The following is a 23,138-nucleotide window of genomic DNA, read 5'->3' as shown; positions in this document are numbered from 1 at the left end:
TCGTTCCGGTCGGACGAGGAGCCTCTTGCACGTTCTGATGCCACGTGGATGCCGCACGGATCCCCCTCGCCGAGCGCGACGCCCCGGGCAGCGCGGCGGGTTCGCGCGGGCGAAGGCCCCGGCCGGCGGGCGGGGGCCTTCCTTCGGGGGGACCGGCTACTTGAGTTCCTTCTCGGTGAAGTAGCCGTCGTTGATCAGGGTGACGTAGTTGGACTTGTCGATGCTGGTGGGCTGGAGGAGGACCGCGGGGACGGGCTTGACGCCGTTCTTGTAGGTCTGGGAGTCGTCGACGGAGACCACGCGGTCGTTGAGTATCTCCTCGACCATGAGGACGGCGGCGTAGGCGAGTTGGCGGACGTCCTTGTAGACCGTCTGCGCCTGGTCGCCCGCGATGATCGACTTCACGGAGGGCAGTTCGGCGTCCTGGCCGGTGACGATCGGGAGGGGCTTGGCGGCCGTGTCGTAGCCGTCCGAGAACAGGGCGGCCAGCACGCCCCGGGAGATGCCGTCGTACGGCGACAGGACCGCGTCGACCTGCTTGGCGCCGTAGGTGTCGGCGAGGATGCCGTCCATGCGCTTCTGGGCGGTGGGGCCGTCCCAGCGCAGGGTGGTGACCTTCTCGAAGTCGGTCTGGCCGGACGGGACGACCAGCTGCCCGTTGTCCAGGTACGGCTGGAGGAGGGCCATCGAGCCGTCGAAGAAGTACCTGGTGTTGTTGTCGTCGGGAGATCCGGCGAACAGCTCGATGTTGAAGGGGCCCTTCTCGCCGTCCTCCAGGCCGAGCTTCGTGATGATGTAGTGGGCCTGCATACGGCCGACCATCTCGTTGTCGAACGAGACGTAGTAGTCGACGTCCTTGGTGCCGAGGATGAGGCGGTCGTAGGCGATCACGGGGATGCCCGCGGCGGCGGCCTTCTTCAGCACGCCGTTCAGCGACTTGTTGTCGATGGCCGCGATGATCAGCGCCTCGACGCCCGCGGTGATCAGCTTCCCGATCTGGGCGACCTGGGCCTTCGGGTCGTCGTCGCCGTAGACGAGCTGGGCCTTGTACTTCCGGTCCTCCAGGCCTTCGACGATGCTCTTGCCGTCGAGGAGCCAGCGCTCTGAGGAGCGGGTCGGCATCGCGATGCCGACGACACCACCCTCGGAATCACTCGCGGAACTGCCGCCGTCGCCCTTGCCGCAGGCGGACAGGGTAACGGCGAGTGAGGCGACTCCGGTGAGGACAGCTCTTCGATTGAGCACGGTGATTGTTCCCTGTTCTTCTCGTCATTGAGGGGGGTGAGGGTCATCAGGTGGTGACGGCACAGCCGTGAGGCCGTGGCTGGAGCCGGAGCCGCCGCGGTCTGCGGGCGCCCGCGACGGGCGGGGCCCCCGGCAGGGACCGGCCGGAGCGGTTCGGCTCGGCGCGCGGGTCTGAACGCCACATGCGCGCCGGTTCCGAGGATGCACACGACACTCGCCTCTCAAACGTTCGGAATGCCGTCGCATGTTCGGAAAGTAGGGGGAGAGTAGGGGGAGTTGTGAAGGGCGTCAACTCTGCGAACAGGAATGGTCACAGAAAGGTGTGAACCATTTGCGGCGGCGCAGGGTTGATGGTGCGTGAGTCAACTGCCCCTGGCAGCAAGGAAGTTCGACCGGTAATTCTGCGAAACATTCGACGCGGACGATCGAAAGTCGATCATCCGTCCCCACGGCCCCGCCGTCCGCCGTCGCACTTCAATGACCTGCGAACGTTTCGTCCGCCGCGCCGAAACCATTGACACTTGACGCGGACAGGCCAACACTGCTGGCGTTGACGGGGCTCCCCCCTCCGGCCCCCACCGGCCTCATCGAGGACGAGGAGGAAAGACCCATATGAACGTCGCACCCGCACCCGCACGCCCCCTCGCACCAGCACGCAGAGTCACCTCACCGCCGAGCCGCGCACGCCTGTTCCTCACCCTGCTGGTGGCCGCCCTGGTCGCCCTCGCGCTCCCCGGCACCGCTCACGCCGACACGACCGTCACCACCAACCAGACCGGGACGAACAACGGGTACTACTACTCGTTCTGGACGGACGCGCCCGGCACCGTCTCCATGACCCTCGGCTCCGGGGGCGGTTACAGCACGGCCTGGAGCAACACCGGCAACTTCGTGGCCGGGAAGGGGTGGGCCAACGGCGGGCGGAAGTCGGTGACCTACTCCGGCTCCTTCAACCCGTCCGGGAACGCCTATCTCGCGCTCTACGGCTGGACGTCCAACCCGCTCGTCGAGTACTACATCGTCGACAACTGGGGCACCTACCGGCCCACGGGCACCTTCATGGGGACCGTCACCAGCGACGGCGGCACGTACGACATCTACAAGACGACCCGCTACAACGCCCCGTCCGTCGAGGGCACCAAGACCTTCGACCAGTACTGGAGCGTGCGGCAGTCGAAGCGGACCGGCGGGACGATCACGACCGGGAACCACTTCGACGCGTGGGCGCGGGCCGGGATGACCCTGGGCAGCTTCAGCTACTACATGATCATGGCGACCGAGGGCTACCAGAGCAGCGGCAGCTCCAACATCACCGTCGGGGAAGGCAGTTCGGGTGGCAGCAGCTGCTCCGCCACTCTCTCCGCCGGGTCCTCGTGGAGCGACCGGTACAACCTCAACGTCGCCGTCAGCGGAGCGAGCAGCTGGACGGTGACGATGAACGTGCCGTCACCGGCGAAGGTCCTCTCGACCTGGAACATCAACGCCAGCTACCCCAGCTCCCAGGTGCTGACCGCCACTCCCAACGGCAGCGGCAACAACTGGGGCGTCACCATCCAGCACAACGGCAACTACACCTGGCCCACCGTCAGTTGTGCGGCGAGTTGAGGCCGCCGATGAGCATCCGACCCCTGCTCGCGAAAGCCGCCGTCGTCGCCATGGCCGTAGCCGGTTCCCTCACCTTCGCTCCCCCGCCCGCCGCCGAGGCCGCCGCCTGCACCGGCTATGTCGGCCTCACCTTCGACGACGGGCCCTCCGCCGGCACCCCGGCCCTGCTCTCCGCGCTCACCCAGAACGGGCTGCGGGCCACCATGTTCAACCAGGGCCAGTACGCCGCCGCCGACCCGGCGCGGGTGCGGGCGCAGGTCGACGCCGGTATGTGGGTGGGCAATCACAGCTACACCCATCCGCATCTGACCACGCTCTCCCAGGCCCAGATCGACTCGGAGATCTCCCGGACCCAGTCCGCGATCGCCGCCGCGGGAGGAGGAACACCCCAGCTGTTCCGGCCTCCGTACGGCGAGACCAACGCGACCGTGAAGGCGGTCGAGGCGGCCTACGGGCTCAGGGAGATCATCTGGGACGTGGACTCGCAGGACTGGAACGGCGCCAGTACGGACGCCATCGTCGCGGCGGCCGGACGGCTGACCAACGGGCAGATCATCCTGATGCACGACTGGTCCGCCAACACGCTGGCCGCGATCCCCCGCATCGCCCAGGGGCTCGCCTCGCGCGGGCTGTGCGCCGGGGCGATCTCTCCGGTGACCGGCCGGGCCGTCGCCCCGGGCACGAGCACCACGGGGTGCACGGCGACGCTGTCCGCCGGGTCCTCGTGGAGCGACCGGTACAACCTCAACGTCGCCGTCAGCGGAGCGAGCAGCTGGACGGTGACCATGAACGTGCCGTCACCGGCGAAGGTCCTCTCCACCTGGAACATCAACGCCAGCTACCCCAGCTCCCAGGTGCTGAACGCCACTCCCAACGGCAGCGGCAACAACTGGGGCGTCACCATCCAGCACAACGGCAACTACACCTGGCCCACCGTGAGTTGCAGCAGCGGGTGAGCCGGTGGGGGTCCGGAGGGCGCGCATGCCCTCCGGACCCCCGCGTCCGTGCGGACCCCGGACATCCACAGCCGTGCGGGCTCCGGGCCCCTCACAGCCGTGCGAACTCCGTCGAGTCGCCCTCGCCCTGGCCGGTGACTCCCTGGAGCAGGGGCGCCGGGGCCGTCCGTTCCTTCGTCAGCGCCTTGGTGATCTTGCGGGCCAGCAGCGGGTCCGCGGGCAGCGCGTGGGAGGCGAACCAGCGGGCCGGGGCCGGGTCCGGCGACGGGTCGGCGAACTCGGCGCCCGCGTAGTCGTCCAGGGGCGGGTCGTAGAGGTAGCCGGCCACCACGCCATGGGTGACCAGGCGTTCCACGAGCGCGTCCCGGTCGTCGACCAGGAGCGGCACCCGGAACAGCGGGAGCGGGCCGTCGTGGGCGGAGCGCTCGCGCAGCGCCGGGGAGGCCCAGGGCGTACCGGTCAGCAGGGTCACGCCCGCCCGGCGGTGGGTCAGGTCGGTGTCCAAGTGGGCCATGCGAAGCCCTAGTTGGGCGCGTACGAGCCTGCCGTGGCGGGTCCGGTAGTCGTGGAGGTCGACGCGGATCCAGGGGTCGTACGGCGGCAGGGCGGGCGCCTGGCGGGCGCTCAGGGCGAGCCGCGGGGCGTGCAGCGGCATCCGGAAGGCGTCGCGCTCCAGCAGCCCCAGGCGCTGCATGGTGCGCCAGGCCGGGCGGACCAGGCCGAGGGCCTTGACCGTGGAGCGGGCCAGCGGGCGCAGGGTCGCCTCCAGGTCGGCGCGCAGGCGGCCGGGGGTGAGCAGGTCGTCCCGCAGCCGTTCCAGCTCGCGGCGGGTGCGGGCGTCGGGCACGGCGAGGAAGCCGCCCGCCATCGCCGCGACGTGCTTGGAGAGGCTGAAGGCCGCCGCCTCCCCGAAGGTGCCGACGGGGCGGCCGTCGACGTGGGAGCCGATGGCGTGCGCCGCGTCCTCGATGAGCGGGATGCCCGACTGGTCGCAGCGGGACCGGATCTCGTCGAGCCGGTCGGGCAGGCCGTAGAGGTTGGTGGTCAGGACGGCGTCCAGGCCGCGCCAGGTGGTCTCCGGTACGGCCGCCGGGTCGATGTTGCCGTCCCACGGGGACACCGGGGCCATGACCGGGCGCAGTCCGGCGGCGAGGACGACGAACAGGATGACGTCGTCGTTGACGGGCGACATCAGGACGCGCCCGCCGGGGCGGCACCAGCGTCGCAGGGCGAGGTACAGGGCAAGGCGTGCCGAGGGCGTGTAGACGCACTCCCGTCCGAGCCGCCGTGTCATCGTCGCGGCGAGCCGCGATCCGTACGGCATCGTCACCTCTTCCGGGCAGAAGGATGCGGAGGAGCAAGGAGAGAAGAGAAGAGAAGTGAAGAGAAGAGCCGGGAGGAGCGGAGGGGGCCGTGGCGGGTCAGCGGCGTTCGGCCCGGACCGGGGCGGTGGCCGGGGAGCGCAGGCCGCCGACCGTCTTCAGCAGCCGGTCGGCCGGTTCCCGCAGCCGCGGATGGGCCAGGACCGTGTTGCGCAGTCCGCGCACCGGTCTGCGCCACAGGCGGTGCGCCGCCGCGACCGGGTGCGGACGGACCGCGAAGCCCTCGCCGACGCGCAGCTCACGGGTCTTGAGCCAGTCCTTGTACTCCTTGTCGCCGCGCCCCAGGTCCATCACCCGGACCCCGTCGCGGCCGGCGGCCTCCGCCATCCGCAGGTGCATGATCAACCCCGGTGAGTAGTAGCGGAGTTCGGGGTCGTAGGCGGTGAACCAGGCGGCGAACACGGTCCGCGAGGTCGGCCCGAAGTGGGCGGCGACGGGACGGTCACCGGCGTAGACGACGGACAGGACGCCGGTGAAGTGGGGCTCGCGGACCTGGAAGAGGTGGTCGGTGAGCTCGACGATCCAGGGGCGGGCGAACCGGTCCATCCGGCCGGTGCGGCGGTACTGCGCGGACTTCCAGTGCATGAGCCGGCGCAGCATCCGGGGGTCGCGTTCGTCGAAGACGAATCTCAGCTCGCCGTGATCGCGGGCGAGCCGGCGCTCCTTCTTCAGGACGGTCTTGGCCAGCCCCGGGTACGTGGAGCGCAGCCACTCGGGATACGTGCCGTCGTTGCCCCTCAGGTCGACCACCGGGGAGGCGAACGTCCCGGTGACGAACCGGCCGAACGGCTTCTGCTCGTCGACGAGATGATCGAACTCGAAGACGGACAGACCGCAGGCTCTCAGCAGTTCACCGGTGTCCCAGGTGACCCCGGACCGGTGGACGAGCGCCTGGCAGTCGGAGAGCCCGAGCCCGATGGCGGTGCCGACGCCGAACGCGTTGCGCTCGTACGGGAAGAAGCCCACGGGTTCCCGGCCCTCGTGCAGGACCGCCACCCGGGCTCCGCCGCGATGTCCGCCCACGCCGGCCGCGAACTCCGGGGCAAGGAACGGGTTTCCGAAGTCGGGCGACTCGTCCATCACCCGGTGCCAGGCCGCGAGGAGGTCCGCGCTCAGTTCCTCGGGTCTGTGGATCGATATCTCACTGCTCGTGGAGTTGCTCATGGACCGCATGGGCGCTGCCCCCAGTTCCCCCCGGTTTCCCCCCATGGACACGCCGACCGGGCGCGCCCCTGCCCCGCGCTCGGCATGCGGTGAGCACGGTGAGGCTCAAACGTCGCGAAACAGTACGCACACTGTCAAGGGTGCCTGTCGTAACGGAAGTGTGCGGATTGGGCGCTTCCCGTACGTCAGGACGCCGTGCCCACGGGAGCGCCCTGCTCAGGGGCCGTGGCCGGCCTACGCCGTCCGGCCGCTCCCAGTCCCACGGTCACCGCCACCGAGGCCGCGCCCATCACCGCCATCCCCACCGCGGGCGACCACATCTGCCCCACGGACCCGGCCACCGCCGCCCCCACCCCCTGCATCGTGAGCATCCCCGTCGAGTGCAACCCCAGTGCGTGGCCGCTCAGTTCCTCCGGCGTCAGGGCCATCAGCCGCTCCTGCTGCACCAGGCTCGCGGCGAACCCCACCGAGGCGACGGCGACCAGCAGCCCGCCCACCGCCAAGGGCGGACGGGACGCCAGGACCGGGTAGGGCGCCGCGAGCAGCAGGAGCAGGGGCGTCGCCAGTCCCGCGCGCACCCGGGGCGGCAGGAGGCGGCCGACGGTCACGTCCCCGGCGAGCATCCCGAAGGCGGCGCAGGCGAACAGGACGCCCACGCCGGAGGGGTCGTAGGAGACGAAGAGGGACTCGCAGCCGACGACGAGGCCGTTGGGGACCCAGAGGCCGAGGTAGGTGAGGCGGCGTTCGCGGTGGGACCACAGGACGGCATTGGTGCGCCAGGTGGCGCGGACCGAGGGACGGCCCTGGGCGCGGGGCGGGCGCGCGGTGAGGCCGAGGCGGACACCGGCGGAGGACAGGACGTACAGGGCGGCGGCCAGGAACAGACAGGCCCGCGGGGAGAGCGCCGCGACCAGGGCGCCGCCGAGCGCGTACCCGGTGATCTGCATCAGGCCCGCGCTCATGTTGAAGACCGAACGGCCCAGCAGATAGCCGTCCTTGGGGAGGATCTCGGTCAGCAGGCCCCAGCGCACGCCGCCGCCCAGCGAGGCGACCAGGCCGAGCAGGAAGAGGACGCCGAAGACGCCGGGCAGCGGCAGCCCCGGCAGGGCCAGCAGCGCCGTACCGGCGGCGAAGGCCAGGCCGATGCCGGTGAGGGCGGCGCGCGGGGGCAGGCGGTCCGAGCCGGACAGGAGGAGGGTCGCGCCCAGCACCTGGGCGAGCTGGGGTCCGAACATGCTCACCGCCGAGAGCAGCGGGGACTGCGTCGCCCGGTACACCAGGACGCCCAGGGCCAGGCCGCCGATCGTCTGGGCGGCGACGTGGAGCGCCGAGGAGAGGAAGAAGGGCGTGAACTCGGGGGTGCGGAGGAGGGCTCGGTAGCTGCGCATGGACCGGAGTCTGCGAGGGCGCGCCCGGCCGTCGTACTGTTTCGCACACAGGCGAAAGGTGGGGTGGGGGCATGGGCTGGTGGCAGGTCAACGCGGACACCCTCGCCCGGAGCCGGTTCGTTCTCTCGCCGCTCGCCGAGACCTTCGCGAGCCTGAAGCTGCTGCACGCGGGCCGGGCCGCGCACCCCGGTGAGCGGGCCTGGCTGGACGGCGCTCTCCCGGCCTACCGCGCGCGGCTCGCCGCCGATCCCGTCACCGCGCGGCTGGTGCGCGCCGGGCTCGGCCGGGACTGGATCGCGGACTTCCTGACGCCCGCCCCGCGCGAGGGCGAGACCTTCGAGGAGGAGGTCGCCCGGGTCCGTGCCGTCGCGCCCGCGGACGCCCTCGCCCATCTCGCGGTCTCCGCCGCCGGTCCGCCGCCCGCCCGGCTCGCCGGCCGCGACGACCTGCCGGAGCGGGCGGCCCGGCTCCTGGAGTGGGTGTGGCGGGAGACCGTGGAGCCGGACTGGGAGCGGCGGCGCAGGGTGCTGGAGGCGGATGTCGTCGCCCGTACCGCGCGGGTCGCCCGGGGCGGGTGGGCGGAGGTGCTGGACGCGATCCGGCCGGGGGCGATGCGGTGGCTCGGCGAGAACCGGCTCCAGGTGAACCTGCACGAGTACCCGCCGCGCGAGATCTCCGGCGCCGAGCTGGTCTTCGTGCCGGTGACGCCGAAGGCGGGCTGGGTGTCCTGGGAGGCGCCCGAGCGGTACGCCGTCGTCTACGCCTGTGACGGCGCGCTCGCCGGACGGGAGCGTACGCCGGTCCCCGCGGGGCTCGGGGCGCTGCTCGGCGGCGCCCGGGCCCGGCTGCTGGTCCTGCTCGGCTCCCCGCTCAGCACCAGCCATCTCGTCGCCGTGACCGGGCAGGCGCTCGGTTCCGTGGGCCGCCATCTGCGGGTGCTGCTGGACGCGGGGCTGGTGGAGCGGCGGCGGTCGGGACGGTCGGTGCTGTACGAGCGGACGGAGGCCGGGGACGTCCTGGTCCGGGCGGCGGGCGGCGACCTCGCGGGGGCGGTCGTCCGGGCGGCCGGGGAGCGCGTGACGTGACGGCGTTAGCATCCGTTGATGACCACTTCTGACAGCAACAGCCCCCTCGCCGTCGACATCGCCGCCCTCACCGGCGGTTCCGCCGACCTCTCCCAGTACGCCGGCCAGGCCGTGCTCGTGGTGAACGTGGCCTCCAAGTGCGGCCTGACCCCGCAGTACACCGGCCTGGAGAAGCTGCACGCCCAGTACGCGCAGCGCGGCTTCACCGTGCTCGGCGTGCCCTGCAACCAGTTCCTCGGGCAGGAGCCCGGCAGCGCCGAGGAGATCGCGGAGTTCTGCTCGGCCACGTACGGCGTGTCCTTCCCGATGACCGAGAAGGTCGAGGTCAACGGGGAGGGCCGGCACCCGCTCTACGAGCGTCTCGTGCCGTTCGCCGACGCCGAGGGGCACACCGGGGACATCCGCTGGAACTTCGAGAAGTTCCTCATCGGCCGGGACGGGACCGTCGTCGCCCGCTTCTCCCCGCAGACCGAGCCGGAGGCCGCCGAGCTCGTGGCCGCCGTCGAGGGCCAGCTCGCCGCTTGACCTTGCCCCTGGGGCAGGGCGGAGCGTGCTGCGCACCGGGCGGAAACGGTCCGCCCGGTGACGGAGGATGATCCGGTGACCGAAGACCGTCCGGCCGAGGGCCTGCTCACGATCGGCGCGTTCGCCGCGCGGGCCCGGCTCTCGGCGAAGGCGCTCCGGCTGTACGACCGGCTCGGGCTGCTCGCGCCGGCGTACGTCGACGCGGCCAGCGGATACCGCTACTACCGCGCCGACCAGGCCGAACGGGCCCGGCTCGTGGCCCTGCTGCGCCAGCTCGACATGCCGCTCGCGCGGATCGCCGAACTGGTGGAGGCCGGGCCCGAGCGGGGTGCGGGGCTGCTCGCCGCGTACTGGGACGCGGCCGAGGTCCGGTTCGCCTCGCAGCGCGCGCTCGCGGGGTACCTCCGTGGACGACTGTCGGGGAGGAGCTCCGAGATGTACGGGACGTTCGAGGTCGGGACGGCGGATCTGCCGAGCCAGGTGGTGATCACCGAGACCCGGCACACGCTGGCGGACGAGCTGCCCGCCTGGATCGGGGCCTCGCTGGGGCGCCTGGAGGCGGCCTCACGGGAGTGCGGGGGTGTCACGGCGGCGCCGTTCGTCGTCTACCACTCCGAGGTGAGCATGGAGAGCGACGGGCCCGCCGAGTCGTGCGTGCCGGTCGCCGACGAGGGTGCGGCGCGGGCGTGGGCGGCCGGGCGCGGGCGGGCCTGGGAGAGCGCGGTGCGGGTCGAGCCCGCGCTGCGGATCGCGTACACGCGGATCAGCAAGGCGCAGGTCGCGCATCCGCAGATCCTGGCCGCGTTCGAGGCGGTCGAGCGGTGGGTGCGGGAGCGGGGACTGGAGGTCGCGGGGCCCTGCCGGGAGATCTACTTCGCGGACTGGGACGCGGCGGGACCGGACGACCCGGTGTGCGACATCGCGTTCCCGGTGACGGGGTGACGGGGTGACGGGGTGACCGGAGGCTGAGGCCGGAGGGGGCTGAGGCCCCGGGGGAGGCTGAGCCACGGGAGGGCTGAGGCCGGGGAGGCTCATCCGGCGCCTGCCGGGTGCCGCTGCGCCCACCCGTGCCGCCCCTAGCGGCACGACTGCCCGCAGCTGGGGCAGGGGGGAGCGTGCGGCTGGGGCGGCACGCCCGCCCGCAGCCAGGCCAGTGGGCCGGGGACGGCGAGGGGCTGCGCGGCTGCCCGCCGCTGGGGCAGGGGGTGGGGGCGGCCGGGACGGTACTGCTGCCTGTAGCTGGGGCAGGGGGGCTGGGGTGGTGCGGCTGCTCGCAGGCAGGCCGGTGAGCGGGGGGTGGCTCGGCTGCCCTTGGCCGGGGCAGGGGGTGGGGGTTACTTGAGTTCGTCCGGGCAGGGGGTGCCCCGGGGGAGTTGGTAGGGGGCCGCCAGGCGGTAGGTGCCGGGGGTCGGGGCGAGGAGTTCGGTCCACTTGTCGCCGTCGGCGTCCTCCTCCGTCTCCGTCAGGCAGCCGTTGACGTTGTCGTACGTCTTCGGCTCGCCCTCGGGGCGGTCCTTGGAGGCGTCGGTCTCCTCCGGAGCCTTGAGGCTCTTGCCGTCGGCGTCGACGATGCTCAGCCAGGGCGAGTAGGGGATGCGGATGAGGACCCGGCCCGCCTTCTTGACCTGGAGGGTCATCTCGCCCTGCTCGGCGCGTTCCACGACCGCGTCGGGCTCGGCGAGCGGGGTCGGGTCGGTGACCCGGAAGAGCTGCCAGTTCGCGTCGCCCCAGATCTGCTTCAGATAGGGCATGCCGCGCTGGACGAGGGCCCGCTCGCGTTCGCCGCCGTCGCCGTCCGGGTCGTCCTTGGGCAGCACCACGAAGTGCACGGCCCAGCGCTTGAGCCACTCGTGGTAGTTGGCCGAGTTGAGGGTGTCGTCGTAGAAGAGCGGGTTGCGCTCCATGTCCGCCTGGCGGTTCCAGCCGCGGGCCAGGTTGACGTACGGCGCGAGCGCGGACGCCTCGCGGTGGGAGCGGGCCGGGACGACCTCGACGCGGCCCTTCTCGGCGCCGACCTGCTGGAGCTCGTTGACCAGGGGGGCCAGCTCGCGGGCCCAGGAGGCGGCCGGGGTGGTGTGGACGACGTCGTCCACCGACTTGAAGCCGATCCAGCCGCAGAAGACGGCGACGGACAGCACGATCGCGTACCAGCGGCGGCTGCGCGGGACGGCGAACGGCAGCGCCGCCACCAGGGCCACGCCCGCGAACAGCATGGGCAGCCGGGAGATGTTCGTGCCGATCTGGGAACTGATCAGCCAGACCAGCAGGACGCCGAGGGCGTACACGGCCGACGTCAGGCGGACCGTCAGCCAGTCCCTGGGCACCAGGAAGCACACCAGCACGCCGTACGCGAACGGCAGGATCACCGAGCCGAACGCCATCGGCTGGGTGCCGGAGAACGGGAACAGCCACGCCGACACGGCGACGACCGCGGCCGGGGCGACACCGAGCGCCCAGGCGCCGGGCCGCCGTTTCTGGAGGAACAGCGCGACCGCCACCAGCCCGACGAACAGGCCGGCCACCGGGGACGCCATCGTCGCGAGCGCGGCCAGCGGCGCCGCGCACAGCGCCTTCGCCCACCGCTTGTAGCGCCACTTGTACGGCCAGCAGAACACCACCGCGACCGCGCCCAGCGCGAAGACCGTGCCGAGGCCGAAGGTCACCCGCCCGGAGGCGGCGTTGCACAGGAACGCGAAGACCCCGGCGCACGCCGCCCACAGCGGGTTGCGCACCGACCTGCTGCGGATGAGGACCATGGTGAGCAGGCCCGCGGAGACCGTCCCGGCGATCATCATCGTCGTCCGGACGCCCAGCACCGACATCAGATACGGCGACACCACGCTGTACGACACCGGGTGCATCCCGCCGTACCAGGCCAGGTTGTACGCCGAGTCGGGGTGCCGTCCGACGAACTCCGCCCACGCGTCCTGGGCGGCGAGGTCGCCGCCGCTGTTGGCGAAGGTGAAGAACCAGACGACGTGCAGGACCCCGGAGAGCACGGTCATCGACAGGACGGGATGGCGCAGCAGCCGCTCGCGGAGCGCGAGGAGCACGGCGGGCATCGCCGAACCGCTCCCGGTCCCGGCTTCGGCCTCGGCCTCGGCCTCGGAGGGTGCGGTCGGCCGCCCGCTCTCGCTACGCGGCGCGGGCACGCGTGGCGGCGGGCCCGTGTCCGGGCCCGGGTCGGCGTCGTCTGCGCGTGTCGGCTCCGCAGTGGCCACCTGAAGGCAACTCCCCGTGTCCCGTCTTCTTCTGCGGGCCGCTCGTTGTTCCGGCCCTGTTCACGGTCGCGTCGTGGGCGACCGGTGACCTGCCCCGATTCGCGACGCTAGCACGCACCCCGCCCACAGGCGCCCGGGTGGGGCGGCGTAGGCGGGGTGCGGCTCGGTTCCGCGTCGGTGCGGGTCAGGCGATGCGGGTCAGCTTGTCCGTGAAGCCCGGCTCGACCAGGTCCGTCTGGAGGGCGACCGGGACCTTCACCGCGCCGGCGCCCGTGTCGCCGACCGTGAGGGTGCCGACCTGGGTGCCGGCCTTCGCGGTGTGCGGTACGTCGTCACCGGCGAAGGTCAGCTTCACGGTCAGGCCGGACCAGCCGACCGCCGTGACGTCCTTCGTGGCGACGACGGCGGTGTGGTTGCCCAGACCGTCGTCGACGTAACCGACGACCTCGCCCTTCTTGATGATGGTCGCCGACGTCAGCGCGTCCTGGGCGGCGCGGATGAGGTCGTCGCCCGCGGTGAGGGCGGCGCTGAGGATCGTGTTGTCCACGCCGCCCGCGGGCTGGCGCAGCACGGCGCCGACGATCGTCTTCGTCTCACCGCCCGCGTCCTTCTTCGCCGCGAAGACGAGGTTGCCGAGGGCGGAGCTGGTGGTGCCGGTCTTGATGCCGACGACGTCGTTCTTGCCGACCAGCTGGTTCCAGTTGGAGTGGTTGACGCCCTTGTAGTCGTCGTACGACATCATCGCGGCGACCTCGCGGAACGCCGGGAACTCCATCGCCTTCTTCGCGAGCTTCACCTGGTCCACGGCGGTGGAGACGGTGGTGTCGTTCAGGCCGGAGGGGTCGGTGTACGTCGTGTTCTTCATCCCGAGGTCCTCGGCGGCGGCGTTCATCTTCTCGACGAACGCCTTCTCCGAGCCGGCGTCCCAGCGGGCCAGGAGCCGGGCCACGTTGTTCGCGGACGCGATGAGGATGCTCTCGACCGCCTCGCGCTGGCTGATGGTGTCGCCCGCGGTGACGTCGACGGTGGACTCCTGGCCGGCGTCGGACTGGTCCTCGGCGGTCTGGTCGATCTTGATCTTCGGGCCCGCGGCGCCGCTCTTCAGCTCGTGGTCGCGGAGGATGACGTAGGCGGTCATCACCTTGGCGACACTGGCGATCGGGACCGGCTTCTGGTCGCCGGAGGAACCGAAGGTGCCGATGCCCTGGACGTCGAGCGCGGCCTGGCCGTCGGCGGGCCAGGGGATGTCGACCTTGCCGCCGTCGAAGGCGTAGGTGTCGGCGGCGGTGAGCTTCAGGGTGGGGGTCGGCAGCGGGCGTACGGCCTGCACGATCGCAAACACGATCGCGAGCAGGACGACCAGCGGGGTCCAGATCTTGATGCGCCGGACCGTGGTCCGCAGGGTCGTTTCCGCGGGCGGCGGCGTGTTCGTCAGCTCCGCCAGCAGGTCGAGCGGGGGCTTCGGCGGCAGCGGCTGCTGCGTCGTGCGCTCGGGGCCCACCTGCGGGACGGCCCGCGTGACGTCGGGCTTGAGCGGCACGAACTTGCTGTTCGGGGCGGCGGCCGGGGGCTGCACCGGGGCCGCCGCCGGGGTCGGCAGCTTGAGCATCGTGGTCGGCTGGTCGACCCGCTCACCGGGCTTCGCCTTCGGCGCCGCGTCCTGACCGCCGCCGGCCTCGCCGTCGCCGGCCTTCCGCGGATCGGGCGTCCGCGGGGCGTCTCCCACGGAGGGCTTCGCCTTCGGGAGGACGAGCGCCATGGTGCGGTCGGAACGGTCGGGAGCGCTGTCGGCGGGCTCGCCGTCGGCACCCGGGGTGCCGGCGGAGGACGCGTCATCGGCGGAAGCGCCGTCCGCGGGCTCGTCGTCGGCCGCGGAGGCCTTGCCGGCGGGCGAGTCGCCGGTGCCGGGGGTACCGGCGGAAGACTCGTCGGGGGCAGAGGCGCCGTCGGCGGGCTCGTCGTCCTCGGCGGCAGCGGCAGCGGTGGCGGTGGCGAGCTTCGTACCCGACCCGTCACCGGCCGTGGTGGCGGCGGTGGCGGCCTGGTCGTCCGTCGCGGTGCCGTCGGCGTCGTCGCCGGAGTCGTCGGCCTCGGCGTCGGCCTCGGCGGGGGTGTCGCGCCGCTCGTCGGTCGCCTCGGTGTCGCCGGAAGCGGCGGACCGGGCGCCCGTCGCCTCCCCGGCGTCGCCGGGAACGTCAACGGGCGTGCCGGCGGCGGGAGTCCGGTCGTCGTCGCCGTCGCCCGGCTCCTCGTCGGACCCGGCCGCCTCGCCGTCCGTCGCCGTACCGGCGTCCTCGGCGGCGTCGTCGCTCGCGTCGGAGTCGTCGCCCGGCCCGTCGGTCGCGTCGGTGTTCGACGGGTCGGTCACGGCCTCCTCGGGCGTCTCGGCGGGCTCGGCACCCCGTCCGGCTCCGGAGCCGCCGGAGGGCCCGTCCGCGGCCGTCTCGGGGCTCTCGGCGGACTCGCCGTCCGCCGCGTCCGTGGACGAGCCGTCACCGGGCCGCACCCACGCCGCAGCCGCGGCCCGCAGCCGCGTGTCCCCCTGGGGGGCGGCGCCCTCGGCGGCGGCGCCCTCGGCGGACTCGTCGCCGTCCGCCGGTTCCGCCGGCTTCCTCGCCTGTGCGGCATCCCGCGTCGAGAAGACGCGCGTCGCGGTGTCCACGCCTCCGCGGGCCACCGCGAGGCGGGGGTCCCGGGACTCGGGAACCGGACTCGCGCTCCCCGGCGTCGCTTCTTCCGACGACTCGCGCTGCTTCGACCTGTCGGGGGACTCGCCCGCCACCGATGCCTCCTAAACCCGTGAAACCCGTGTACCCGTCTCGACAGCCTGCCCAGGACACCGCTCCCCCGCGCTGTCCGAACCATGTACCAGTGTCCTGTGTGAGGGCTTGGCTCCTGCGGTAGACGAGAACGACATACCTACCGGTTCCCTTACAAAGAGGTCACGCACCCTCGACAGACCAATGTGAGAGGGGTCACCCTGTCTGTCATCCACGCGGGGAGGCATGGATGGGCAGGAGCCGCAGAACAATTCCGGAGGAGCTTCTGCTGCTGGCGTTGGACCCGACCACGGGTACCACCGCACAGCCGCAGTCGCTCGACCTCGGTCTGGCCGGAGCACAGCTAGTGGAGCTGGCGCTGGCCGGACGGATAGCCCCTGACGGGGATCGTATCGCCGTGGTGGCCCCACGGCCGACAGGAGATCCGACACTGGACTGCGCACTGGAGTTGCTGCGAAGGCGTGGCGCTCCCGTGCGGGCGGTCCACTGGATTGGCGGGCCGCGTCTCGGGCTGCGCCAGACGTATCTCTCGCATCTGGAGCGGTGCGGCATGGTCGCCGCCGTGCCGGGTCAGATGTGCGGGGTACTGCCGACGACTCGCTACCAGGCGACGGACACGGCGATCAGCAGGGAGATCAGGTCCCGGCTGGATTCCGCGATCCGCACCGGCGTCCCGCCGGACCCGCGGACCGCGGCACTCGCCGCCCTGGCGCACGCGGTCGGCCTCGGCAAGCACCTGTATCCGGGCAACGAGGGCAGGTCCTCTCGGTCCCGGCTGCGGGACCTGATCAGGCACGACCCCATGGGCGGCCTCGTCGCGCACGCGGTGATGGACGTCCAGAACGGTGTGGCCGTGCAACCACGCCGTAACCCGGCCCCGGCCGGCCGTCAGGCCGCCCCCGGCGGCAGGGCGGTGGCGGAACCCGCGCGCGGTGTTCCGGCACAGCCTCATCGCAGCCCGATGGCGCGTGTCGTGGCTCACTGAGCCGCAGTTCCACGACCGCGCGAGAGGAGCCGCGACCCCTCGCACCGCCCGGCGCGTCCCAGACCCGGAATCGGGAGCCGCTGGTCCGCGCGGGGCGACGGGACCGTGTGTCCGGACGACACCACGGCCTCGTCGCCCCGCGCGGTTTTTTCGTGCCCGCGCGCCGCACAGGTCCCCACAACCGCCCCAACACCGCGCGATCATGGCGAACTTGCGTCTGCGCAGCGCATATCCACCGTTTCCCAGCGGTAGAAACCCCCTTGGTGGCAATCTGCTCAACAGCAGATACGCAAAGTGGCAGATCAGTGAAGGCCCGCAGCCGGAGGTGCACGTTCCCGTGGCGACCAATGTCAATCCCACCGTCCGGCGGCGTCGGCTGGGCCAGGAGCTGCGCAGGCTCCGCGAGCTCAAGGGCATGACGGCCGAAGAGGTCGCCGAGCGGTTGCTGGTGTCGCAGTCGAAGATCAGCCGCCTGGAGAACGGACGGCGCAGCATCAGCCAGCGCGACGTCCGCGACCTGTGCGGGGTGTACGAGGTGGAGGACCACCGCATCGTCGACTCGCTGATGCAGATGGCCAAGGACTCGCGCCAGCAGGGCTGGTGGCACGCGTTCGGCGATGTGCCGTACAGCGTGTACATCGGTCTGGAGACGGACGCGGCGAGTCTGCGGATCTACGACCCCCAGGTCGTCCCCGGTCTGCTCCAGACCCGGCAGTATGCCGAGACGCTGATCGCGGGCGCCCTGCCGGAGACCCCGCCGGCCGAGATCGAGAAGCGCGTCCAGGTACGGATGCGCCGGCAGGAACGAATCGCCGCCGAGGAGAACCCGCTCCGGTTGTGGACCGTGATGGACGAGGCGGCGCTGCGGCGGATGGTCGGCAACAGGTCGATGATGCGGGACCAGTTGGAGCATCTGGTCGAGCAGTCGCAGCTGCCGCACGTCACGATGCAGGTGATCCCGTTCGAGATGGGCGCCCACCCCGGCATCAACGGCCAGTACGCGATCCTGGAGTTCCCCGACGCGGCCGACTCCAGCGTGGTCTACATCGAGGGCGTGACCAGCGACCTGTACCTGGAGAAGCCGAACGACGTGCAGAAGTACAGCGTGATGTACGAGCACCTGAGGGCACAGGCGTTGAACGTGGACCAGTCGCGTCAGTTCATCGCGGATGTGGCCAAGGACTACGCCCGTTGAGGGTTCCTCGTCAGTAAGGGGCGAACCGTACACCCCTGCACGGTCAAGTGGGAAGTCCCACCTGGAATATGCCATCCAGAAGAGTGAATGGCTGCTCCGTACGAGCAAGTTGGCGAGTAGCGTCGATCACGCCATCGAGCAACAGAGTTGGCGCAAACCGAGCAACTCATCACAGGCAATACGGAGCAGAAATGGCAATTCGTCAGGGCAGCACGGACACGTGGACCAAGTCCTCGTACTCCACCGGCAACGGCGCGTGCGTCGAGATCAAGTCCCCCGTTCCGGCCGCGATGGCCGTCCGGGACTCGAAGGTGACGGACGGACCCACCCTGGCTTTCCCCGCGAACGCGTGGAACGCCTTCGTCACCACCGTGAAGGACTGACCGATCCCACCGAAGTGACCTGAGCGTCATACAACTTCACACGCATCAGCCAAGAGCCCTCTCGTCCAGCTCGCCGTCCTAGCCGAGGGGGCTCGGCCATGCCCGCGTCCGGCCCACCGCACGGCGAGCAGCGTTCACTGTGAAGTTCTGCCGAGGACACGACAAGTAAAGCTAACCGGCGGTAACTTGAAGCGGTTTGCCCAGCAACCGCTTTCCCCCGTGTGCTCCCCGTCCCTCTCTCTCCTCGGGAGAACTCCCCATGCGCAGACTCATCGCCGCTCTCGCGGCCGTCACCGCGACCTTCGGCGGACTCGTCGCGACGGCCCCCGCCGCCTCGGCCGCCGACTCGGGCACCTTCAACGTCCTGACGTACAACGTCGCGGGCCTGCCCGAGGCCATCTCCAGCGCCCCGACCCCGCGCGAGTCCAGCACCACCACCATCGGTGAGCGCATCTCGTCGTACGACGTGGTCAACGTCCAGGAGGACTTCAACTACCACGCCTACCTCTACGCCGCCGACACCGCGCACGCCTACCGCACCGCGACCAGCGGCGGCGCGGGCATCGGCAGCGGGCTCAACACGCTGTCGAAGATCGCCTACGACACGGACGACTTCGAGCGGTCCGGCTGGGACACCTGCACCTACGGCTCGGGCGACTGCCTGACGCCCAAGGGCTTCACGTTCATGCGGGAGCGGCTCGCCGAGGGCGTGTACGTCGACTTCTACAACCTGCACACCAACGCCGGGACGAACGCCGACGATCTGGCCGCCCGCGCGGACAACCTGAGCCAGCTCACGGACTTCATCGCGACCCACTCCGCGGGCAACGCGGTGGTCGTCATGGGCGACACGAACACCCGCTACACCCGCTCCGGCGACACCATCGCGGAGTTCGCCACGGCCAACGGGCTGACCGACGCCTGGGTGCAGCTGATCCGCGGCGGCAGCGCGCCCGCCAAGGGCAGTGACGCACTGGTCTGCGACCAGACGGGGACGACCGTGCCGAACACCTGCGAGGTCGTCGACAAGGTCCTGTACCGGGGCAGCAAGCTGGTGTCGCTGGCGGCCACGTCGTACAACAACGAGCACGCCAAGTTCCTCACCTCGGACGGGCTGATGCTCTCCGACCACGACCCGCTGACCGTCGGCTTCACCTGGTCGCGCAACTCCGCCTTCCAGCTCAGCGACCAGTTCGGCGGGCCGCACGGCGACTACTTCAACGACATCGACAGCGTGCCCGCCGCCGCCCGCGCCACCACGATCGGGCTGCGCGCCGGATCCCGCGTGGACCAGCTGAACGTGACGCTCTCGAACGGCACCACGCTCGCCCACGGCGGGACCGGCGGCACCGCGTCCTCGCTGACACTGGGCAGCACGGAGTACGTGACGACGGCCTACCTGTGCCAGGGCGTGAAGGACGACCACACCCGGGTGTTCTACGCCAAGTTCACGACCAGTCTGGGCCGCACCCTCGCCGGTGGCACCACGACCTCGGACTGTGTGACCCGGACCGCGCCGAGCGGCTGGCAGATCGCCGGTTTCCACGGCCGGACCGGGGACGAGGTCGACAAGATCGGCTTCATCTACACCAAGCGCTGACCGCGTCCGGCCCAGGGGCGGACCGGTTCCACCGGGAGCGGGCTCACCGCAGCCGGTCCACGTACCGGTCCGTCCCCGGGACCGTCGGGACGAAGGGCGCCACCAACTCGGTACGGCCCAGGCCGGTTTCGTCGACGGCGGCGTCCAGGCCGGTGAAGTACCGCTCCCAGCACTCGCGCGGGTCGCTCTCCAGGAACCACAGCAGGGTCAGCCGGGTGTCGACCCCCTCGACCTGCTTCACGTACGTCATCCGGTCCCCCGGCAGCGGGGTGGGCCGGAAGACGGTGACCATCGCGGCCGGTGACCCGGCGAGCCGCTTGGGCAGCTGCCGCGAGCGCAGCCATTCCAGCAACTCGGGCCGCTGCTCGGCGGATCCGGCGTCGATCACCTCCACCACGAGCCCGGCGTAGGGGTGGTCGAGGGCGTGGAAGTCGCGGGGCCCGGCGGCGCCGTCGCGGTAGACGGTGACCTCGTGGTCCTGGAACGCGGTGAAGACGTGCGTGCGGTCCTGGTAGACGCGGGCGTCCCGGTTGAGCCGCTTGTTGATCCCCACGGTCCATTTCATGTGCTCGGCGTAGCGGCCGTCGGTGATCCAGTACGTCGAGATGTAGCACCCCGCGGTGACGGGCTGGGCGACGGCCGACTTCTCGGGGTAGCGCAGGAGCTGGAGGTCCCGGGTGGCCACCCAGCGGCGTCCGGCGTACATCCAGGGCATGGCCATGGCGCCGGCGTAGTAGTGGTCGTCCTCGTACCAGCGGTTGTAGGCGTACTCGTGGCCCGGGTGGGGCTCGACCATGGTGATCAGGGCGTGGCCGGGGCGGACCCCGTAGGGCCCCACGGCGGCCAGTTCGGCGTAGGTGTCGCTCGTGGCGGTGCGGGCGGTGGTGTCGTCGCTCACGCTGTTCCCCTTTCCTGCGGTCGCCCATACTCTGACGCTCCGTCAGATGGAGCGCCAGAGCCGGGAGGGGTCGGGATGCCGTCACAGATGTCATTGCTCGCGGGAAGGACGGTCGTCGTCTCGGGGGTCGGCGCGGGGCTGGGGCACCAGGTCGCGGCGGCGGTCGTGCGCGACGGGGGGAACGCGGTGCTCGGGGCCCGCACGGAGGCCAACCTGGCCAAGAGCGCCGAGGAGGTGGACCCGTCGGGGGCGCGCACGGCGTACCAGGCGACCGACATCACCGACGAGCACCAGTGCGCGGCGCTGGCGGAGCTGGCGGTGGAGCGGTTCGGCGGGGTGGACGCGGTCGTCCATGTGGCCGCCTGGGACAGCTACTTCGGCGGGCTGGAGGACGCCGACTTCGACACCTGGCAGGGGGTGCTCGACGTCAATCTGCTGGGCACGCTCAGGATGACGCGGGCGTGCCTGCCGGCGCTGAAGGAGGGGGGTGGCGGCTCGGTGGTGTTCATCGGGACGCAGTCGGCCGTGGCCGCGCCCTCGCAGGTGCGGCAGGCGGCGTACGCGGCGTCCAAGGGGGCGCTGACGAGCGCGATGTACTCGCTGGCGCGCGAGCTGGGCCCGCACCGGATCCGGGTGAACACGGTACTGCCGGGCTGGATGTGGGGGCCGCCGGTGCAGGCGTACGTGCAGTTCACGGCGCACACCGAGCAGGTGGGCGAGCCGGAGGTGCTCCGGCGGCTCACCGAGCGGATGGCGCTGCCCGATCTCGCGACGGACGGGGACGTGGCGGACGCGGCGGTGTTCCTCGCCTCGGACAGGGCGCGGGCGATCACCGGACAGTCGTTGCTGGTCAACGCGGGGGAGCTGATGCGATGAGTTCAAGTACATGAACTCAGGCCATCATCCCGAATGATTTTACGTCCCCTTGACCTTACGCCGCCTTGTCGTGTCCATGTGCACGCACCCACGATGAGCGCCGGGTCGACGTCAGGGAGGGCGCACATGAACGGGCTCGACTGGGCCGTGCTCATCGGCTATTTCGGTGTGATGGTGGCCATCGGCATCTGGTCGCACAAGCGCGTGGACAACGTGAGCGACTTCTTCACCGCCGGCGGCAAGATGCCCTGGTGGCTCTCCGGTATCTCGCACCACATGTCGGGCTACAGCGCGGTGATGTTCACCGGCTACGCCGGCATCGCCTACACCTACGGCGTCACGTCCTTCGTGACCTGGTCCTTCCCCATCGCGATCGGTATCGCGATCGGGTCGAAGCTGTTCGCGCCGCGCATCAACCGGCTGCGCTCCCGGCTCCATGTGGCCTCCCCGCTGGAGTACCTGAAGAACCGCTACGACCTGAAGACCCAGCAGGCGCTCGCCTGGTCCGGGATGCTGCTGAAGATCGTCGACGTGGGCGCCAAGTGGGCGGCGATCGCCACCCTGCTGTCCGTCTTCACCGGCGTCTCCCTGAACCAGGGCATCCTCATCACCGGCTGCATCACGGCGGTCTACTGCACGATCGGCGGCCTGTGGGCGGACGCCCTGACCGAGCTGGGCCAGTTCGTCATCCAGCTCCTGGCGGGCGTCGCGATGTTCGTCGCGGTGGTCCTGGAGCTGAACGACAAGGGCATCGGCTTCTTCGGCGCCTGGGACGAACCGGCCCTCCAGGGCCACGACAAGGCGCTCGTCGGGCCCTACGGCACGGTCTTCCTGCTCGCCTTCCTCTTCATCAAGCTCTTCGAGTACAACGGCGGCATGCTCAACCAGGCCCAGCGCTACATGGCGACGGCCACCCCGCGCGAGGCGGAGCGCTCCGCGCGGCTGTCGGCGGTGCTGTGGCTGGTCTGGCCGGTGGTCCTGTTCTTCCCGATGTGGATGTCGCCGCTGCTGGTCGAGGCGCAGAAGCCGGACGGGTCCGACTCCTACGGCCTGATGACCGAACAGCTGCTGCCGCACGGCCTGCTGGGCCTCGTGATCGTCGGCTTCTTCTCGCACACCATGGCCATGTGCTCCTCCGACGCCAACGCCATCGCCGCCGTCTTCACCCGGGACGTGGCACCGGTGGTGTCGCAGCGGGCGCGGGCCTGGGGCGAGCGCAGCGGGCTGATCGCCGCGCGGGTCACCACGGTCGTCTTCCTCGGGCTGTCCATGGCCGTGGCCACGCAGGTCAACTCCCCCACGTTCAAGGACATCATCACCGTCGTCATCAAGTGGGTGGCCGGGCTCATGGGTCCCATCGCCATCCCGATGATGCTGGGCCTGCTGCGCCCGTTCCGCCGCTCCGGCCCGACCGCGGCGCTCACCAGCTGGTCGATGGGTCTGCTGGCCTTCTGGCTGGTCAACTACCCGATCAACTGGAACGTCGAGGGCGGCGTCCCGCTCCAGTACCAGGTCTCGATCCCGCTGGCCGTCTCGCTGGTCCTCTACATCCTCATCGGCTTCGTCCGGCCCGAGGACACCCCGGAGCGGCTCGCGGTCATCGAGAAGATCAACACGGACGGCGACGGCTCCGCGGCGGTCTCCGTCCCGGCACCGGCGGGCCCGGCGGACCGGGCGGCGGTGAAGGACTAGGGCGGGTCCGCCGGACAGGGCCCAGGGGGTGCTGTGCGGGACTTTCGCAACACCCCCTAAAGGCAATGCCGTTGCAATAGCTCGCGGGCGTACGCTGCTGCGTAGTGCTTCCCGGGGGTGGTGCGGGTGTCTGCGGACGTCGGTGAGTTATCGGGGCT

The 23,138-nt window shown here is 71.2% G+C and carries 18 protein-coding genes; 11 read left to right on the top strand and 7 right to left on the bottom strand.

Annotation, left to right across the window (positions count from 1 at the left end):
* Window positions 1-156: 156 nt before the first annotated feature.
* A complete protein-coding gene (gene chvE / locus ACIPSE_RS37605) occupies window positions 157-1,245 on the bottom strand; it encodes a multiple monosaccharide ABC transporter substrate-binding protein (protein WP_401672036.1) in 1,089 nt (362 codons plus the stop codon).
* Between the two features lie 612 nt (window positions 1,246-1,857).
* Here chvE and ACIPSE_RS37600 point away from each other — a divergent pair.
* Window positions 1,858-2,850 (top strand): glycoside hydrolase family 11 protein, encoded by a 993-nt coding sequence (locus ACIPSE_RS37600; protein ID WP_401672033.1) that lies wholly within the window; start codon window positions 1,858-1,860, stop codon window positions 2,848-2,850.
* 50 nt (window positions 2,851-2,900) lie between these two features.
* Entirely contained in the window at window positions 2,901-3,806 is a 906-nt protein-coding gene (locus ACIPSE_RS37595; protein WP_401672534.1) for a polysaccharide deacetylase family protein, read from the top strand.
* Window positions 3,807-3,897: 91 nt separating this feature from the next.
* Here the strand turns inward: ACIPSE_RS37595 and ACIPSE_RS37590 are convergent, their stop codons facing one another.
* The 3 genes from ACIPSE_RS37590 to ACIPSE_RS37580 all read right to left on the bottom strand — a co-directional run bounded on the left by ACIPSE_RS37590 (window position 3,898) and on the right by ACIPSE_RS37580 (window position 7,740).
* On the bottom strand, window positions 3,898-5,130 hold the full coding sequence (locus tag ACIPSE_RS37590; RefSeq protein WP_401672031.1) for a DegT/DnrJ/EryC1/StrS family aminotransferase: 1,233 nt from the start codon (window positions 5,128-5,130) through the stop codon (window positions 3,898-3,900).
* A 97-nt stretch (window positions 5,131-5,227) separates the two neighbouring features.
* A complete protein-coding gene (locus ACIPSE_RS37585; RefSeq protein ID WP_401672029.1) occupies window positions 5,228-6,361 on the bottom strand; it encodes a GNAT family N-acetyltransferase in 1,134 nt (377 codons plus the stop codon).
* A 176-nt stretch (window positions 6,362-6,537) separates the two neighbouring features.
* Entirely contained in the window at window positions 6,538-7,740 is a 1,203-nt protein-coding gene (locus ACIPSE_RS37580) for an MFS transporter (protein ID WP_401672027.1), read from the bottom strand.
* A gap of 71 nt (window positions 7,741-7,811) precedes the next feature.
* Between ACIPSE_RS37580 and ACIPSE_RS37575 the strand changes: the two genes are divergently transcribed.
* From ACIPSE_RS37575 to ACIPSE_RS37565, 3 genes are read left to right on the top strand one after another with little or no spacing between them, the layout of a single operon-like run.
* Window positions 7,812-8,825: an ArsR family transcriptional regulator gene (locus ACIPSE_RS37575; RefSeq protein ID WP_401672024.1), complete on the top strand. Its 1,014-nt coding sequence runs from the start codon at window positions 7,812-7,814 to the stop codon at window positions 8,823-8,825.
* Window positions 8,826-8,843: 18 nt separating this feature from the next.
* On the top strand, window positions 8,844-9,350 hold the full coding sequence (locus ACIPSE_RS37570; RefSeq protein ID WP_401672022.1) for a glutathione peroxidase: 507 nt from the start codon (window positions 8,844-8,846) through the stop codon (window positions 9,348-9,350).
* A gap of 57 nt (window positions 9,351-9,407) precedes the next feature.
* Window positions 9,408-10,292 (top strand): MerR family transcriptional regulator, encoded by an 885-nt coding sequence (locus tag ACIPSE_RS37565; protein ID WP_401672020.1) that lies wholly within the window; start codon window positions 9,408-9,410, stop codon window positions 10,290-10,292.
* 392 nt (window positions 10,293-10,684) lie between these two features.
* On the opposite strand, the gene ACIPSE_RS37560 is transcribed toward ACIPSE_RS37565, so the two are convergent.
* Window positions 10,685-12,571 carry an MFS transporter gene (locus ACIPSE_RS37560; RefSeq protein WP_401672018.1) on the bottom strand — a complete coding sequence of 629 codons (1,887 nt, stop codon included), beginning with the start codon at window positions 12,569-12,571 and terminating at the stop codon, window positions 10,685-10,687.
* Window positions 12,572-12,755: 184 nt separating this feature from the next.
* The gene (locus tag ACIPSE_RS37555) at window positions 12,756-15,353 is read right to left on the bottom strand and encodes a serine hydrolase (protein ID WP_401672016.1); all 2,598 of its coding nucleotides are present in this window, start codon (window positions 15,351-15,353) and stop codon (window positions 12,756-12,758) included.
* A gap of 227 nt (window positions 15,354-15,580) precedes the next feature.
* Between ACIPSE_RS37555 and ACIPSE_RS37550 the strand changes: the two genes are divergently transcribed.
* The 4 genes from ACIPSE_RS37550 (at window position 15,581) to ACIPSE_RS37535 (ending at window position 19,514) form a co-directional block, all read left to right on the top strand.
* Window positions 15,581-16,336, top strand: a complete 756-nt coding sequence (locus ACIPSE_RS37550; protein ID WP_401672014.1) for a GPP34 family phosphoprotein — start codon at window positions 15,581-15,583, stop codon at window positions 16,334-16,336.
* A 337-nt stretch (window positions 16,337-16,673) separates the two neighbouring features.
* Window positions 16,674-17,531 (top strand): helix-turn-helix domain-containing protein, encoded by an 858-nt coding sequence (locus tag ACIPSE_RS37545; RefSeq protein WP_401672011.1) that lies wholly within the window; start codon window positions 16,674-16,676, stop codon window positions 17,529-17,531.
* Window positions 17,532-17,722: 191 nt separating this feature from the next.
* Window positions 17,723-17,914, top strand: coding sequence for a DUF397 domain-containing protein (locus tag ACIPSE_RS37540; protein ID WP_401672009.1), 192 nt, complete (start codon window positions 17,723-17,725; stop codon window positions 17,912-17,914).
* A gap of 259 nt (window positions 17,915-18,173) precedes the next feature.
* On the top strand, window positions 18,174-19,514 hold the full coding sequence (locus tag ACIPSE_RS37535) for a jacalin-like lectin (RefSeq protein WP_401672007.1): 1,341 nt from the start codon (window positions 18,174-18,176) through the stop codon (window positions 19,512-19,514).
* A 43-nt stretch (window positions 19,515-19,557) separates the two neighbouring features.
* Here ACIPSE_RS37535 and ACIPSE_RS37530 read toward each other — a convergent pair whose 3' ends face one another.
* Entirely contained in the window at window positions 19,558-20,412 is an 855-nt protein-coding gene (locus tag ACIPSE_RS37530) for a hypothetical protein (RefSeq protein WP_401672005.1), read from the bottom strand.
* 87 nt (window positions 20,413-20,499) lie between these two features.
* Here ACIPSE_RS37530 and ACIPSE_RS37525 point away from each other — a divergent pair, with 87 nt between their 5' ends.
* Both ACIPSE_RS37525 and ACIPSE_RS37520 read left to right on the top strand, forming a co-directional pair.
* Entirely contained in the window at window positions 20,500-21,288 is a 789-nt protein-coding gene (locus ACIPSE_RS37525; RefSeq protein WP_401672002.1) for an SDR family oxidoreductase, read from the top strand.
* A 126-nt stretch (window positions 21,289-21,414) separates the two neighbouring features.
* The gene (locus ACIPSE_RS37520) at window positions 21,415-22,980 is read left to right on the top strand and encodes a sodium:solute symporter family protein (protein WP_401672000.1); all 1,566 of its coding nucleotides are present in this window, start codon (window positions 21,415-21,417) and stop codon (window positions 22,978-22,980) included.
* Window positions 22,981-23,138: the final 158 nt, after the last annotated feature.

Origin of the sequence: Streptomyces sp. NPDC090106, assembly GCF_044747265.1 — a bacterium.
In the GTDB taxonomy this organism is placed as follows: Bacteria; Actinomycetota; Actinomycetes; order Streptomycetales; family Streptomycetaceae; genus Streptomyces.
This window is presented reverse-complemented; position numbering and strand designations above follow the sequence as displayed.

Excerpts from the sequence above, each read along its gene's own strand:
- ACIPSE_RS37535 (WP_401672007.1), top strand. The coding sequence starts at position 18,174 with ATGCGCAGACTCATCGCCGCTCTCGCGGCCGTCACCGCGACCTTCGGC.
- ACIPSE_RS37570 (WP_401672022.1), top strand. The coding sequence starts at position 8,844 with ATGACCACTTCTGACAGCAACAGCCCCCTCGCCGTCGACATCGCCGCC.
- ACIPSE_RS37540 (WP_401672009.1), top strand. The coding sequence starts at position 17,723 with ATGGCAATTCGTCAGGGCAGCACGGACACGTGGACCAAGTCCTCGTAC.
- ACIPSE_RS37600 (WP_401672033.1), top strand. The coding sequence starts at position 1,858 with ATGAACGTCGCACCCGCACCCGCACGCCCCCTCGCACCAGCACGCAGA.
- ACIPSE_RS37585 (WP_401672029.1), bottom strand. The coding sequence starts at position 6,361 with ATGCGGTCCATGAGCAACTCCACGAGCAGTGAGATATCGATCCACAGA.
- ACIPSE_RS37575 (WP_401672024.1), top strand. The coding sequence starts at position 7,812 with ATGGGCTGGTGGCAGGTCAACGCGGACACCCTCGCCCGGAGCCGGTTC.
- ACIPSE_RS37550 (WP_401672014.1), top strand. The coding sequence starts at position 15,581 with ATGGGCAGGAGCCGCAGAACAATTCCGGAGGAGCTTCTGCTGCTGGCG.
- ACIPSE_RS37590 (WP_401672031.1), bottom strand. The coding sequence starts at position 5,130 with ATGCCGTACGGATCGCGGCTCGCCGCGACGATGACACGGCGGCTCGGA.
- ACIPSE_RS37580 (WP_401672027.1), bottom strand. The coding sequence starts at position 7,740 with ATGCGCAGCTACCGAGCCCTCCTCCGCACCCCCGAGTTCACGCCCTTC.
- ACIPSE_RS37595 (WP_401672534.1), top strand. The coding sequence starts at position 2,901 with ATGGCCGTAGCCGGTTCCCTCACCTTCGCTCCCCCGCCCGCCGCCGAG.
- ACIPSE_RS37525 (WP_401672002.1), top strand. The coding sequence starts at position 20,500 with ATGTCATTGCTCGCGGGAAGGACGGTCGTCGTCTCGGGGGTCGGCGCG.
- ACIPSE_RS37520 (WP_401672000.1), top strand. The coding sequence starts at position 21,415 with ATGAACGGGCTCGACTGGGCCGTGCTCATCGGCTATTTCGGTGTGATG.